The organism is Sphaerisporangium cinnabarinum (assembly GCF_055567015.1).
The window spans coordinates 50,047-63,809 of record NZ_JBVHRG010000010.1 but is presented as its reverse complement, the minus strand read 5'-3'; the positions used below and the strand labels follow the sequence as shown (position 1 = coordinate 63,809).

The 13,763-nt window shown below is 75.0% G+C and carries 13 protein-coding genes; 2 read left to right on the top strand and 11 right to left on the bottom strand.

What is annotated here, in order from left to right; genetic code table 11:
* Positions 1–124: 124 nt before the first annotated feature.
* The 3 genes from ACZ4MO_RS14780 to rimP form a co-directional block, all read right to left on the bottom strand.
* Complete coding sequence (locus ACZ4MO_RS14780; RefSeq protein ID WP_255437330.1) at positions 125–448, bottom strand: YlxR family protein; 324 nt, start codon at positions 446–448, stop codon at positions 125–127.
* Positions 449–529: 81 nt separating this feature from the next.
* Positions 530–1,579, bottom strand: coding sequence for a transcription termination factor NusA (gene nusA / locus ACZ4MO_RS14775; protein ID WP_499279194.1), 1,050 nt, complete (start codon positions 1,577–1,579; stop codon positions 530–532).
* 14 nt (positions 1,580–1,593) lie between these two features.
* Positions 1,594–2,199 (bottom strand): ribosome maturation factor RimP, encoded by a 606-nt coding sequence (gene rimP, locus ACZ4MO_RS14770; RefSeq protein WP_175009597.1) that lies wholly within the window; start codon positions 2,197–2,199, stop codon positions 1,594–1,596.
* A 148-nt stretch (positions 2,200–2,347) separates the two neighbouring features.
* On the opposite strand from rimP, the gene ACZ4MO_RS14765 reads away from it, so the two are divergent.
* Positions 2,348–3,487 (top strand): DUF4439 domain-containing protein, encoded by a 1,140-nt coding sequence (locus tag ACZ4MO_RS14765; RefSeq protein ID WP_175009598.1) that lies wholly within the window; start codon positions 2,348–2,350, stop codon positions 3,485–3,487.
* 185 nt (positions 3,488–3,672) lie between these two features.
* Here ACZ4MO_RS14765 and ACZ4MO_RS14760 read toward each other — a convergent pair whose 3' ends face one another.
* Positions 3,673–5,556, bottom strand: coding sequence for a proline--tRNA ligase (locus ACZ4MO_RS14760; protein ID WP_175009599.1), 1,884 nt, complete (start codon positions 5,554–5,556; stop codon positions 3,673–3,675).
* A 33-nt stretch (positions 5,557–5,589) separates the two neighbouring features.
* On the opposite strand from ACZ4MO_RS14760, the gene ACZ4MO_RS14755 reads away from it, so the two are divergent.
* A complete protein-coding gene (locus tag ACZ4MO_RS14755) occupies positions 5,590–6,513 on the top strand; it encodes a DNA-formamidopyrimidine glycosylase family protein (protein ID WP_175009600.1) in 924 nt (307 codons plus the stop codon).
* A gap of 39 nt (positions 6,514–6,552) precedes the next feature.
* Here ACZ4MO_RS14755 and ACZ4MO_RS14750 read toward each other — a convergent pair whose 3' ends face one another.
* The 7 genes from ACZ4MO_RS14750 to rlmN form a co-directional block, all read right to left on the bottom strand.
* Entirely contained in the window at positions 6,553–7,434 is an 882-nt protein-coding gene (locus ACZ4MO_RS14750) for a GNAT family N-acetyltransferase (RefSeq protein WP_255437331.1), read from the bottom strand.
* A gap of 91 nt (positions 7,435–7,525) precedes the next feature.
* The gene (gene ispG / locus ACZ4MO_RS14745; protein ID WP_021482273.1) at positions 7,526–8,665 is read right to left on the bottom strand and encodes a flavodoxin-dependent (E)-4-hydroxy-3-methylbut-2-enyl-diphosphate synthase; all 1,140 of its coding nucleotides are present in this window, start codon (positions 8,663–8,665) and stop codon (positions 7,526–7,528) included.
* Between the two features lie 248 nt (positions 8,666–8,913).
* The gene (locus ACZ4MO_RS14740) at positions 8,914–10,224 is read right to left on the bottom strand and encodes a site-2 protease family protein (protein WP_175009602.1); all 1,311 of its coding nucleotides are present in this window, start codon (positions 10,222–10,224) and stop codon (positions 8,914–8,916) included.
* A gap of 58 nt (positions 10,225–10,282) precedes the next feature.
* Entirely contained in the window at positions 10,283–11,482 is a 1,200-nt protein-coding gene (gene dxr, locus ACZ4MO_RS14735; RefSeq protein WP_175009603.1) for a 1-deoxy-D-xylulose-5-phosphate reductoisomerase, read from the bottom strand.
* A gap of 60 nt (positions 11,483–11,542) precedes the next feature.
* Positions 11,543–11,758, bottom strand: a complete 216-nt coding sequence (locus ACZ4MO_RS14730; RefSeq protein WP_186810470.1) for a hypothetical protein — start codon at positions 11,756–11,758, stop codon at positions 11,543–11,545.
* A 271-nt stretch (positions 11,759–12,029) separates the two neighbouring features.
* Positions 12,030–12,581, bottom strand: coding sequence for a DivIVA domain-containing protein (locus tag ACZ4MO_RS14725; RefSeq protein ID WP_175009604.1), 552 nt, complete (start codon positions 12,579–12,581; stop codon positions 12,030–12,032).
* Positions 12,578–13,723, bottom strand: coding sequence for a dual-specificity RNA methyltransferase RlmN (rlmN, locus tag ACZ4MO_RS14720; RefSeq protein ID WP_074809987.1), 1,146 nt, complete (start codon positions 13,721–13,723; stop codon positions 12,578–12,580). The genes ACZ4MO_RS14725 and rlmN overlap by 4 nt, the downstream gene beginning before the upstream one ends.
* Between the last annotated feature and the right edge of the window lie 40 nt (positions 13,724–13,763).

The window sequence follows — 13,763 nt, the reverse complement described above, 5'->3', positions numbered from 1 at the left end:
GGACCGTCGTTAGTGCTGGGTGCTCATCGCTGGGTACTCATCGGGTGCCCATCGGCTTCTAACCCGCTTCCTTGTCGACGTGTCGTGCCTGCGGCCCCGTACGGACGGGGCCGTGACGCATGGCTCAGAGGTGCTCTCCCGAACGGGCCTCGATCGCGGCGCGGACCGCGGCGAGGTCGAGGGGCCCGGCGACACGCAGGGCCCGCGGGACGGCCCGCCGGCGTTCCGCCGTCTCGAGGCACCGGGCCGACGCGTGGAGCCACGCACCGCGACCCGGCAGCGACCGCCCGACGTCCACCACGAGCCGTGGCTCGTCGGTGCCCGCGCCGGACCGGTCGAGGACCAGACGGAGAAGAGCTGACCGCAGGTCGCGCTGCCTGCACCCGACGCACGTGCGGACCGGACCCGATCCCGTGGCAACGGGGCGGGTCGTGGAGTCCGGGGGCATGGTCGAGGTGCGGGCTCGCGGCCCGGTCGATGACAGTCTACCGCGCCGGTCCGTCATCCGTGACCGTCCCACGCCCCGCGGCTACCGGTCGGCAGCGCGGGGACCTGCGGGAGCGGCACCGTCGGGCCCCTCGGCCGCGGCTCCGCCCTCGTCCGAGCGGATGTCGATGCGCCACCCCGTCAGCTTCGCGGCCAGGCGGGCGTTCTGCCCTTCCTTGCCGATCGCGAGGGAGAGCTGGAAGTCCGGGACGACGACGCGCGCGGCGCGTGCCACCTCGTCGACCACCGTGACCGACGACACACGCGCCGGGGACAGCGCGTTGGCCACGAACTGGGCCGGGTCGTCGCTGTGGTCCACGATGTCGATCTTCTCGCCGTGGAGCTCCGCCATGACGGCGCGCACGCGCGAGCCCATCGGCCCGATGCACGCGCCCTTCGCGCCGAGCCCCGGGACGCGCGAGCGGACGGCGACCTTGGTGCGGTGGCCCGCCTCGCGCGCGATGGCCGTGATCTCCACGGAGCCGTCGGCCACCTCCGGGACCTCGAGCTCGAAGAGCTTGCGGACCAGGTTGGGGTGCGTGCGGCTCAACGTGATCTGCGCGCCCTTCATTCCCCGGGCGACCTCGAGCACGTAGGCGCGCAGGCGCTCGCCGTGCACGTACTCCTCCGTGGGGACCTGCTCGTGCGGCGGGAGCACGGCCTCCGTGCCGCCCACGTCCACGAGCACGACGCGCGGGTCGCGGCCCTGCTGGATGACGCCCGCGAGGACCTCGCCCTCCTTGCCGCGGAACGTGCCGAGGATCTGGTCGTCCTCCGCGTCACGCAGTCGCTGGACGATGACCTGGCGTGCGGTCGAGGTCGCGATGCGCCCGAAGTCGGCGGGCGTGTGGTCGAACTCGGGACCGTACTCGACGGGGCCGCGCGGGGCGTCCTCGTCGTCGGTCTCGGGAGCGGGCAGCTCCTCGCGCGCCCACACCGTCACGTGCCCCGTCTTGCGGTCGAGCTCGACGCGCGCCCGGGTGTACGCGTCGGGGGTGCGGTGGTACGCCGAGAGCAGGGCCTGCTCGATCGCCGCGACGAGCACGTCGAGGCTGATGTCCCGCTCGCGCTCCAGCAGGCGCAGCGCGCTCATGTCCACGTCCATCGTCAGGCCTCCTCGTCGTGGTCGGTCGTCTCGTCGGCGGAGCCGTCGAGCTCGGGCAGGTCCGCCTCGAGCGCGCGCTTGAGCTCGACCTGCACCTCGCCGCGCACGACGTCGGCGAGCGGCACCACGCGCTCCGTCACCACGCCGCGCGCGCCGGGGACGTCGAGCAGCAGCTCGGTCTCGACCGCGGAACCGGGGCGCAGACGGCCCTCGAGCGTGCCGCCGTCGGACAGGACGAGCCGCACGAGACGGCCCCGGGCGCGCCGGAAGTGGCGCGGCTCGGTGAGCGGACGGTCCGTGCCGGGCGTGGAGACCTCGAGCGTGTACGCGCCGTGGAGCGGGTCCACCGTGTCCAGCGCCGCGGAGATCGGGCGCGTGGCCTCGGCCACCGCGTCCAGGTCGAGGCTGCCCTCGACGTCGTCGGGGAGGTCCAGCACGACGCGCACCACCGAACGGGCACCCGCGCGCGACACCGTGACGTCCTCGAGGTGGAGCCCGGCGTCACGGACCGCGGGCTCGACCGCCTCGCGGACGCTCTCCCGGAGCGCGTGCGCCGCCGCGTCGCCTCCGGACCCTCTGCCGGACTGACCGCCCGCCTGCCCTGCCATGACTCAGCTCCTGTCCGTGTCCCACGCCGGGTACGCCAGACGACCGGTGTGTTGTTGTCTCGGGTGCTCCGACCCCCGGCTCGCGGGACGTCGGAACGGGGACCAGCCTAACGACTCGCGAGCCCCGGACGTGACATCATCGCCCCCGATGACTCCCCACGCGACCGCGGCCGACGCCGCCCCCCGAGCCCGGCGGACCCGTCCCGCGGCCCGTGCCGGCCGTCTGCTCGCGGCCGTGACGGTGCTCGCGACGAGCGTCCTGGCGGCCGGGTGCGGCGTCCGGCTGGACACGCCGCCGCCCACGGAGCCCTCCCCCGACACGGTCGAGGTGCTCCGTTCCGGGGCCGTCGACGACGCGCTCGGGGTCGCCGCGCTGGTGGCGGACGTCACGCCCCGGGTGACCGACCCGGCCGCGCTCGCCGTGCTGGGCGAGGCCGCCGCGTTCGCCGACCGGCACGTCGACGCGCTCGGCGGCGTCTACGACTCGGGCCTGGAGCACCCCGCGGAGCCCGAGAGCGGCGCCGGCTCCGGCACCACCGAGACCGGCACCCCGGGGGCGGGCACCACCACGCCCGGCACGGACGGGACGGCGTCGGACCCCGGCGCTGCGGGAACCGGCACCGACGCGGCCGGCACGGACGCGGCGGGCACGCCCGCTCCTGGCACCGCGACGACGGACGACGTCGTCACCGCTCTCGTGGGCGCGGCCGAGCGCACGGGCGCGGCGGCCGACGCCTCGCCGGACGCCCGGCTCGCGCGGCTTCTCGCGTCGGTCGCCGCCTCGGAGCACGTCTCGGCGCAGCGGCTCGCCGCAGCCACGGGCTCGACGGTCGCGGCAGGGCCCGACGAGCCGCCGCCCGTCGACGAGGCGCCCGGCGGGGTCGGCGCCGCCGACCTCGCGACGCTCGTCGAGTCGGAGGACGCCGCCGGATACGGCTACGAGGTGCGCGCCGCGCAGTCGGAGGGCGACGTGCGCACCGCCGCGGTCGCGCGCGCCGCCCAGCACCGCGCCCGCGCGCAGGGCTGGGCCCTCGCCGCGGGCACCGACGGGACGCCGCAGGACCCGCGTCGTGTCGCCTACGCGCTGCCCGACGACACGGACCCGGCAGCCTTCGCGCGCCACGTCGAGTCAGGGCTCGCGCGCACGTACGCGAGCCTCGTCGCCGCGGCGGCCCTGACGTCCCGGGCCGAGGCCGTCGCGCTGCTCGCGGACGCCTGGGCGAACGCTGTCGCGTGGGGCGAGCCGCCCGTGGCGTTCCCGGGCCTGCCGGAGCAGACGGCAGGCTGAGCGCGCACGCCCGGCGCACCGGCCCAGCCGCCGCACCTGCCCGACGCACCGCCCCGCCCACTCTCTCCGCGCGGCTCCGGCGCGCCGTGCGCCGCTTCGGTGGCACACCGCGCCCGCGAGCTGCCGTGGGCGCAGCAGGACGCCCCGGCCCGGGAGACCGGACCGGGGCGCCGTGACGTGGTGGGTCAGCCGAGGAGCTCGGCGACCCGGCCGGCGACGTGCTCGACGGCGTCCGCGACCGCGACCTGCGCCGCCTCGCCCGCGCGCGGGCGGACCTCGACGACGCCGTCGGCCAGGCCGCGGCCCACGACGAGCAGCAGCGGCACGCCGAGGAGCTCGGCGTCCTTGAACTTCACGCCGGGCGAGACCTTGGGCCGGTCGTCGTAGATCACCTCGACGCCGCGGCCGGCGAGCTCGGTCGCGAGACGCTCGGCCTCCTCGAACACGCTCGCGTCCTTGCCCGTGGCGACGACATGCACGTGCGCGGGCGCGACGTGCGCAGGCCACGCGAGCCCGGCGTCGTCGTGGTTCGCCTCCGCGAGCGCCGCGAGGACGCGCGTGACGCCGATCCCGTAGGAGCCCATCGTCACGACGACCTGCTTGCCGTTCTCGTCGAGCACCGTGAGGCCGAGGGCCTGGGCGTACTTGCGGCCGAGCGCGAAGATGTGGCCGATCTCGATGCCGCGCGCGAGCTCGAGCGGGCCCGAGCCGTCGGGCGCGAGGTCGCCCGCGCGCACCTCCGCGGCCTCGACCGTGCCGTCGGCGGCGAAGTCGCGCTCGGCGACGAGGTCGAACACGTGCCGGCCGGGCGCGTTCGCGCCGGTGATCCAGCGCGTCCCGGCGACGACGCGCGGGTCCAGGAGGTAGCGCACCGAGTGCCGCTCCGGCGTCTCCCCCGCCGACTCGTCGGACGCGTCGCCGTCCGCGGGGCCCTCGCGGCGCGCGTTCGGGCCGAGGACCTGCGGACCGATGTAGCCCTTGACGAGCTCGGGGTGGGCGGCGAAGTCGGCGTCGGTGGCCGGCTCGACCTCGGCGGGCTCGAACGCCGCGCCGACGCGCTTGAGGTCGACCTCGCGGTCGCCCGGCAGCCCGACGACGACGACCTCGCGGCGGCCGTCCGGGTGCGTGAGCGCGAGCACGACGTTCTTCAGCGTGTCGGCCGCCGTCCACGCGCGGTCCGCGCGGGGGTAGCGCGCGTTCGCGAGCTCGACGAGCGAGGCGATGGTCGGGGTGTCGGGCGTGTCCTCGACGTGCGCGGCCGGGGCGTCGGCGTAGTCGACCGCCTCGGGCACCGGCGTGACGACGGCCTCGACGTTCGCGGCGTACCCCCCGGGCGAGCGCACGAACGTGTCCTCGCCGATCGCGGTCGGGGTGAGGAACTCCTCGGAGCGCGAGCCCCCCATGGCGCCGGACGTCGCCGCGACGATGACGTACTCGAGCCCGAGCCGGTCGAAGATGCGCCGGTAGGCCGCACGCTGCGCCTCGTACGAGCGCTCGAGGCCCTCGTCCGTCGTGTCGAACGAGTACGCGTCCTTCATGACGAACTCGCGGCCGCGGATGAGGCCCGCGCGGGGGCGCGCCTCGTCGCGGTACTTCGTCTGGATCTGGTAGATCGTCAGCGGCAGGTCCTTGTACGACGAGTACAGGTCCTTGACGAGGAGCGTGAACATCTCCTCGTGGGTGGGCGCGAGGAGGTAGTCGCCGTCCTTGCGGTCCTTGAGGCGGAAGATGTTCGGCCCGTACTCCGTCCAGCGGCCCGTCGCCTCGTAGGGCTCCTTGGGCAGCAGCGCCGGGAAGTGCACCTCCTGCGCGCCCGCGGCCGCCATCTCCTCGCGGACCACGTCCTCGACCTTGCGCAGGACGCGCAGGCCGAGCGGGAGCCAGGTGTAGATGCCGGGGGCGGCGCGACGGATGTAGCCCGCCCGCACGAGGAGCCGGTGGCTCGCGACCTCGGCGTCGGCCGGGTCCTCGCGCAGCGTCCGGACGAACAGGGTGGACAGGCGCAGGAGGTCGGCGCCCCGGACGCGGGTGGAGGCCGCGGCGGGCGCGCCGGACGTGACGGAAGACATGCGTCCCACCCTACCGGCGGGGAGGATGTCCCCATGCCCGAGCTGCCCGAGGTCGAGGCCCTCGTCCGGTTCCTCGACGACCGCGCGACCGGCCGCACCGTCGTGGCTGCGGACGTCGCGCAGATCGCCGCTCTCAAGACGTTCGACCCGCCCGTCACGGCGCTCGTGGGACGGGTCGTCACGGGCGCCCGCCGGCACGGCAAGTGGCTCGACCTCGTGCTCGCCGACGCCGACGACGGCGCCGGCGCGCCCGGGCCCGACGCCGAGGTCCACCTCGTGTTCCACCTCGCCCGGGGCGGGTGGCTGCGCTGGTCCGAGAAGGCGCCGACGACGCCCGTCCGCCCGCGCCTCGGCGGCAGCGGCGGCGGGAAGGCCGCGGTGCTCGCGCTGCGCGTGCGGTTCGACGACGGCTCCGGCTTCGACCTCACGGAGGCCGGCACGCGCAAGCGGCTCGCGGTGCACGTCGTGCGGCACCCGGAGGAGGTCCGGGCGATCGAGACCCTGGGCGTCGAGCCGCTCGACCCGGCCTTCACCCCCGCGGCGCTGGGCGAGCTCATGGCGGCGCGCAACCAGCAGGTCAAGGGGCTGCTGCGCGACCAGTCGTCGATCGCGGGGATCGGGAACGCCTACTCCGACGACATCCTGCACGCGGCGCGCACGAGCCCGTTCAAGCTCACGCGCTCGTTCACGCCCGACGAGGTCGCCCGCGTGCACGCCGCCGTGGGCGAGGTGCTCGCGGAGGCCGTGGCGGCGGCGTCGGGCAAGCCGGCCGCCGAGCTCAAGGACGCCAAGCGCGCGGGGATGCGCGTGCACGGGCGCACGGGTCTGCCCTGCCCCGTGTGCGGCGACACCGTGCGCGAGGTGAGCTTCGCCGACCGCAGCCTCCAGTACTGCCCGACGTGCCAGACCGGGGGCCAGGTCCTCGCCGACCGGCGGATGTCGCGCCTGCTCAAGTGAGCGACGGAGGGCAGGCCGCGCCGTCCGGGGCGGGCGCGGTCAGAACAGCACGGTCGCGTAGGTCCCGACCTGCTCGAACCCGACGCGGCGGTAGGTCGCGAGCGCGGGCGCGTTGTAGTCGTTGACGTACAGCGACACCACGGGAGGTGCCGCACCGCGCGCCGCGTCCGCGGGCCCGAGCTCGCGTGCGAGGCGCACCACGGCGGCCATCCCCGGGGCGGCGAGACCCTGCCCGCGGTACCGCGGGTCGACCCACACGCCCTGCACCTGCGCCACGTGCGGCGTGACCGCGCCGAGCTCCGCCTTGAAGACCACGTGCGGCGAGCGGCCGGGCTCCGCGGTCGTGCGGACGAAGGACCGGCCCGCGAGCACGAGCGAGCGGACGCGCTCCTCGTACGCGCGGCCTCCGCCCTCGACCGGCGAGTAGCCGACCTCCTCGGTGAACATGCGCACGCACGCGGGGAGCACGACGGGGACCTCCGCCGGGACGGAGCGGCGCACGTGCGGGTCGGGCTCGACGTCGGGGTGGCGGTCGATCGCGAGCGACGGCTGGTTCGCCCGGATCTCGCGCGGCGCCGGCCAGTGCGGGGCGAGCAGCTCCCACAGCGCCAGCACGGCGTCGCGCTCGCCCACGACCGACGACGACCGCCGCCCCGCGTGCCGCGCGAGCGCCGCGAACGCGGCGACCGCTGCGCGGGCGCGATCGGCGTCGAGCGACGCCGGCACGACCGGCACGAGGTTCGCCCCGGCCCAGCACACCGCCTCGAGCGGGCCGACGGCGGGGAAGCCCCATGCCTGGCCGCCCGCCGCGTGCAGGCCGGCGTGCTGCGCCACGGCGAGCCGCGCCGCCGCGAGCGTCGACGCGACCGGGTCGTCCGCGCACACCGCGAGCGCCTCGGCGACCTCCGCGTCGGCGAGCACGCGGGCTCGCTCGGCTGCGTCGTCCCCGGACCCGGCGCGCGCCCGTGGCCGTAGTGCCGGGACGGACGGGCGCCAGCGGCTCACGAGGGGGTCAGCCGACCGTGACGACCGGCGGACCGGCCTGCGCGTCGTTCTCCGGCGTCATGGTCTCCGCGATGCGCAGCGCCTCCTCGATGAGGGTCTCGACGATGAGCGACTCGGGGACCGTCTTGACGACCTCGCCCTTGACGAAGATCTGCCCCTTGCCGTTGCCCGACGCGACGCCGAGGTCCGCCTCGCGCGCCTCGCCCGGGCCGTTGACGACGCAGCCCATGACGGCGACGCGCAGGGGCACCTCCATGCCCTCGAGCCCGGCCGTGACCTTCTCCGCGAGCGTGTACACGTCCACCTGGGCGCGGCCGCACGACGGGCAGGAGACGATCTCGAGCTTGCGGGGGCGCAGGTTGAGCGCCTGGAGGATCTGGTTGCCGACCTTGACCTCCTCGACCGGGGGCGCCGACAGCGAGACGCGGATCGTGTCACCGATGCCCTTGCTCAGCAGCGCGCCGAACGCGGTGGCCGACTTGATCGTGCCCTGGAACGCCGGGCCGGCCTCGGTCACGCCGAGGTGCAGCGGCCAGTCCCCCGCCTCCGCGAGCAGCTCGTACGCGCGCACCATGACGACCGGGTCGTTGTGCTTCACCGAGATCTTGAAGTCGTGGAAGCCGTGCTCCTCGAACAGCGACGCCTCCCACACGGCCGACTCGACCAGGGCCTCGGGCGTCGCCTTGCCGTACTTCGCGAGCAGGCGCGGGTCGAGGGACCCGGCGTTCACGCCGATGCGCAGCGACACGCCCGCGTCGGACGCCGCCTTCGCGATCTCCTTGACCTGGTCGTCGAACTTGCGGATGTTGCCCGGGTTCACGCGCACCGCGGCGCAGCCCGCGTCGATCGCGGCGAACACGTACTTGGGCTGGAAGTGGATGTCCGCGATCACCGGGATCTGCGACTTCTTCGCGATCGCGGGCAGCGCGAGCGCGTCGTCGGCGCTCGGCACCGCGACGCGCACGATGTCGCAGCCCGACGCCGTGAGCTCCGCGATCTGCTGGAGGGTGGCGTTGATGTCCGTCGTCGGCGTCGTCGTCATGGACTGGACGCTGATCGGCGCGTCGCCGCCGACGTCCACCTTGCCGACCTTGATCTTGCGGCTCTTGCGGCGCGGCGCGAGGACCGGCGGCGGCGCGGCAGGCATTCCGAGACTGATGGGTACGCTCACGCCCCCTAGTATCCCCCGCCGGGCGTCGAACGCGGCACCGCCGGCTGTCCGAGACGTCACCTTCCCGCGCGGTCCCGCACATCTTCGCGACCCCTCCACGCACGCCTCCCGCCGAGGTAGGGCCTCCGGGCACGAGGTAGACGTCGTCGGCTGCTACCTCGCGACCGGCGGCTCTACCTCGCGTGTGGTCCGCGGCGGGACCGCGGTCACGACGCCGCTCGCGGCTACGTGAGGCGGACGGGGTCGATGATGTCGGCGAGGATCAGCAGGGCGCCGACGCCGACGAGGACCACGAACATCACGTACGCGACCGGCATCATCCGCGCCAGGTCGGCCGGCCCCGGGCGCGGGCGGCCGCGGACGCGCGCGACGGTGCGCTTGGCGCCCTCGTACAGCGCGTTGACGACGTGCCCGCCGTCGAGCGGCAGGAGCGGGATGAGGTTGAAGACGAACAGCGCGACGTTGAGCGCGGCGAGCAGCAGCAGCATCGTGACGACGCGGTCGAGCACCGGGCTCTCGGCGCCCGCGACGTCCACCGCGACGCGACCGACCCCGACGACGCTCATCACGGAGTCCTGCCCCCGGGGCGCGTCGGTGAAAGCGGCCTGGGCGGCCTCGTAGACCTTGACCGGGAGCGTGACGATGATGCCGGCCGTGCCGCTCACCTGCTGCCACGTGGCCTCCGCGGCCACGCCGATCCCGGCGGGCGTGCGCTCGACGGTCGGCGCGAACCCGACGAACCCGGCGGGCTTCGTGACCGGCTCGCCGTCGTCGTCGACGACGGGCGTCCCGTCCTCGGCCACGACCTGGCGCTCCACGTCGACGGGCGTGATGGTGAGGTCGACCTGCTCGCCGTCGCGCTCGACGACGACGGGCGTCGCCTGCCCGGCGGCGCCGCGGATCATGCCGGAGAGCTGGTCCCACGAGGTGACGTCCTCGCCGTCGAACGCCACGATCGTGTCGCCCGGCTGGAGCCCCGCGGCGGCGGCCGGCGAGGGGTCGGCGCCGGCGGCGCACTCCTGCTCCTCGTCCGTCACGGCGGACGGGACGCACGCGTTCACCGAGCCGACCGTGGTCGTGACCGCGGGCAGGCCGATGCCGACGCACACGATCGCCATGAGGACGAACGCGATGAGGAGGTTCATGAAGGGGCCGCCCAGCATGACGACGACCTTCTTGGGTGCGGAGAGGTTGTAGAACGCGCGGTGCTCCTCCCCCGGCCGGATCTCCTCCGTGCTGGCGTCCCGCGCGTCGGCCACGACCTGGGAGAAGAACCCGCTGCCGCGGGGACGGGCGCCTGCGGGCGCGGGCGGGTACATGCCCACGAGGCGCACGTAGCCGCCGAGCGGGATCGCCTTGAGCCCGTACTCGGTCTCGCCCTTGGTCCGCGACCACAGGGTCGGGCCGAACCCGACCATGTACTGGCTCACGCGGACGCCGAACTTCTTCGCGGGCACCATGTGGCCGACCTCGTGCAGCGCGATCGAGACGACGATCCCGACCACGATCACCAGGATGCCGATCAGCGTGGCCATCGTTCCCTCTGCTCCCTCTCGACGTCCCGGGCGGCCCTCCCGCCCCGACGGTTGCTCGTCACCGGCGGTCCAGCACCTCGTGCGCGCGGGTGCGCGCCCACGCCTCGGCCTCCGCCACGTGCTCCAACGTCAGCGCGTGCGCAGGGGTTCCGTCGTGCGCCGCGAGCACGCGCTCGACCGTCGCCACGATGTCACCGAAACCTGCGCGTCCGCTGAGGAACGCCGCGACGGCCTCCTCGTTCGCCGCGTTGTACACCGCGGGGTGCGTCGCGCTCGCCGCCACGGCCGCACGCGCGAGGTTCACCGCGGGGAAGGCCGCGTCGTCGAGCGGCTCGAACGTCCACGACGTCGCGGCGGACCAGTCGCACGGCGGGGTCACCGGGTCGAGCCGGTCGGGCCACGACAGCCCGAGCGCGATGGGCAGGCGCATGTCCGGCGGCGACGCCTGCGCGATCGTCGAGCCGTCGACGAACTCGACCATCGAGTGCACGACGGACTGCGGGTGCACGACGACCGTGATGTCGTCGGCCGGCACGTCGAAGAGCAGGTGCGCCTCGATGAGCTCGAGGCCCTTGTTCATGAGGCTCGCGGAGTTCACCGTGACGACCGGACCCATGGCCCAGGTCGGGTGCGCGAGCGCCTGGTCGACGGTCGCGGCCTTGACCGCGTCGGCCTCCCAGCCGCGGAACGGGCCGCCCGAGGCGGTGAGGACCAGCCGGCGCACCTCCGGTCGCGTCCCTGACCGCAGGCACTGGGCGATGGCCGAGTGCTCGGAGTCCACCGGGACGATCTGGTCCGGGCGCTGCTGGGCCGCGCGGACGAGCGCTCCTCCGGCGACGAGCGACTCCTTGTTCGCGAGGGCGAGCGTCGACCCGGCCTGCAGCGCGGCGAGCGTCGGGCCGAGTCCCACCGACCCCGTGACCCCGTTGAGGACGACGTCGCTCCCCCGCCCCGCGAGCTCGGCGGCGGCGTCGGGCCCGGCGAGCACCTCGGGGGCGTCCCCGCGGCCGGCATAGGTCGCCGTGAGCGCCTCGCCGAGGGCCTCCGCACGGGTCGCGTCCGCCACCCCGACCGCGTGCACGCCCAGGTCGGCCGCCTGGCGCGCCAGCAGGTCCACGTCGCCGCCGCCCGCCGAGAGCGCCTCGACCCGGAACCGGTCGGGGTGGGCCCGGACGACGTCGATCGCCTGCGTGCCGATCGACCCGGTCGAGCCGAGGATCGTCACGGTGCGGGGGGTACGTGCGGGACTGTCGGGCATGGCTCCCATCCTTCCAGGCCGCGGGCGGTGCGCGGGCACCGCGCCGGTCGCGGCCTCAGGTCAGCGCGGGGCGGTCCGCTCGAGCGCGTACCGGAAGAACAGGCGACGGCGCACGCGCACGCCCGGCAGCAGCGCCCGGGCCGTGCGCCTGAACTCGTCGACGGAGTGCCGCGGGTCCCGGACCGGCATGCCCGGGGCGTCCGTCCCGGCGTCGCCCTGCCGCGCTCGGTGGGGGTGCTTCACGAGGCCCGCGAGCGGGTTGAGCGGCGCGGACACGACGTCGACGGCGAGGTCCGTGGGCGTGAAGACCCCTCGGCGGCCCCGCCCTGAAGCCGGCCGAGGAGCACGCCGGCGCCGCAGCCGACGTCGAGCACGACCCCGGCGTCGTGCGGCACGCGCCGCAGGACCCGGCCGTGGAAGTGCTCGTGGTGGTTCCAGGGGCGGCGGGCGGTTGGACGCCGCGAACCCGCCGACCGCGCGCCGCAGCGCCCTGCTCGACGCCTCGCGGGGGTCGGTGGGCACGCGCGGCGGGGCGCGCGGGACGGCGTCACTCGACGCCGAGCAGCACCTCGATGGCGCGCGCGAAGAACGCGTCGACCGGGCCCTCCGCGTAGCCGTCGCGCCCGCGCGCCCGGCCGAACGTCGCGGACCGGATCTCGGCCGCCGTGATGGGGACCTGGCGGTCGAAGTAGGCGACGAGCCGGTCGCACAGGTCGTCGACGTCGTCGATGTCGTAGGCGGGCTTGCCGCGCTCCGCGAGCGCGAACTTCTCGCCGTCCGGGCGACCGAGTCGCCCGTAGAGCGTCCGCGCGCGCTCCGCGAGCGCGTTCATCCACGCCTGCTGCCCGTGCGCCGCGACGTACTCGGCCCGCTGGCGCGCGATGAACGCGCCCTCGAGCCGGTCGAGGGCGGCGTCGACCTCGTGCGTGTCGTAGCCGCCACGGACCAGGTCGAAGACCGACGCCTGGATCTCGGTGCTCGTGAGCCGCTCCGGCACCCGGCCCTCGTAGACGTCACGAGCGTGCTCGAAGAAGTCGTCGACCTCCTCGGGGTCGTACCCGTTCCGGGTCTTCGACACCGTGGTGAACAGCGAACTCACTCGTCCTCCTCTGCAGCGAGCTGCCCGCAGGCGCCGTCGATGTCGCTGCCGCGGGTGTCACGGATCGTCGTCGGGATCCCGTGACCGCGCAATCGTGCCACGAACTCCGCCTCGACGGCAGGGTCGCTGGCCGTCCAGATCGATCCGGGCGTCGGGTTGAGCGGGATGGGGTTGACGTGGACCCAGCCGCGGCCGCGCGCGTCGAGCTTCTCGCCCAGGAGGTCGGCACGCCACGCGTGGTCGTTCATGTCCTTGATGAGCGCGTACTCGATGCTCACGCGGCGGCCCGTGACCTCGAAGTAGTGCCGGGCCGCGTCGAGGGTCTCGTCGACGCTCCACCGGGTGTTGATCGGCACGAGCTCGCTGCGCAGGTCGTCGTCCGGGGCGTGCAGCGACAGCGCGAGGGTCACCGGGATCCCCTCGTCGGCGAGCTTGCGCATCGCGGGCACGAGCCCGACCGTCGACACCGTGATGTTGCGGGCGGACATCCCGAGCCCGTCGGGCGCGGGGGCGACCAGACGGCGCACCGTGCCCATGACGGCCTTGTAGTTCGCGAGCGGCTCGCCCATGCCCATGAACACGAGGTTGTTGAGGCGCGTCGGGCCGCCGGGGATCTCGCCGTCCGCGAGCGACCGGGCCGCGGAGCGCACCTGCTCGACGATCTCCGCGACCGAGAGGTTGCGGGTCAGGCCGAGCTGGCCGGTCGCGCAGAACGGGCACGCCATCCCGCAGCCCGCCTGGCTCGACACGCACAGGGTCGAGCGCTGCGGGTAGCGCATGAGGACCGACTCCACCTTGGCGCCGTCGAAGAGGTGCCACAGCGTCTTCACGGTCGTGCCGCCGTCGGCCTCCATGCGTCGCGCCGCCGTGAGCAGCGGCGGGAAAAGCGCCTCGGCGAGGACGTCGCGCGTCGCCTTCGGCAGGTCCGTCATCGCCTCGGGGTCGCGCGTGAGGTGCGCGTAGTAGTGCGTCGCGAGCTGCTTGGCCCGGAACGGCTTCTCCCCGAGCTCGACGACGACGTCCCGCACCTCCTCGGGTGCGAGGTCGGCGAAGTGGCGCGGCGGCTTGCCGCGGCGCGGGGCCGACATGACGAGCGGCAGCGGCTTCGACTCCGCGGACGGGCGGACGGAACGGACGGTCATGAGGAGGTCCAAGCGTGGGGGGCGGTGCGGACGGGTGCGC

Bases quoted from the DNA above. Each gene is read 5' to 3' on its own strand.
- dxr (WP_175009603.1), bottom strand. From the start codon at position 11,482: ATGCCCGACAGTCCCGCACGTACCCCCCGCACCGTGACGATCCTCGGC.
- rlmN (WP_074809987.1), bottom strand. From the start codon at position 13,723: ATGACCGTCCGTTCCGTCCGCCCGTCCGCGGAGTCGAAGCCGCTGCCG.
- ACZ4MO_RS14765 (WP_175009598.1), top strand. From the start codon at position 2,348: ATGACTCCCCACGCGACCGCGGCCGACGCCGCCCCCCGAGCCCGGCGG.
- nusA (WP_499279194.1), bottom strand. From the start codon at position 1,579: ATGAGCGCGCTGCGCCTGCTGGAGCGCGAGCGGGACATCAGCCTCGAC.
- ACZ4MO_RS14740 (WP_175009602.1), bottom strand. From the start codon at position 10,224: ATGGCCACGCTGATCGGCATCCTGGTGATCGTGGTCGGGATCGTCGTC.
- ACZ4MO_RS14760 (WP_175009599.1), bottom strand. From the start codon at position 5,556: ATGTCTTCCGTCACGTCCGGCGCGCCCGCCGCGGCCTCCACCCGCGTC.
- rimP (WP_175009597.1), bottom strand. From the start codon at position 2,199: ATGGCAGGGCAGGCGGGCGGTCAGTCCGGCAGAGGGTCCGGAGGCGAC.
- ACZ4MO_RS14780 (WP_255437330.1), bottom strand. From the start codon at position 448: ATGCCCCCGGACTCCACGACCCGCCCCGTTGCCACGGGATCGGGTCCG.
- ispG (WP_021482273.1), bottom strand. From the start codon at position 8,665: ATGCCTGCCGCGCCGCCGCCGGTCCTCGCGCCGCGCCGCAAGAGCCGC.
- ACZ4MO_RS14755 (WP_175009600.1), top strand. From the start codon at position 5,590: ATGCCCGAGCTGCCCGAGGTCGAGGCCCTCGTCCGGTTCCTCGACGAC.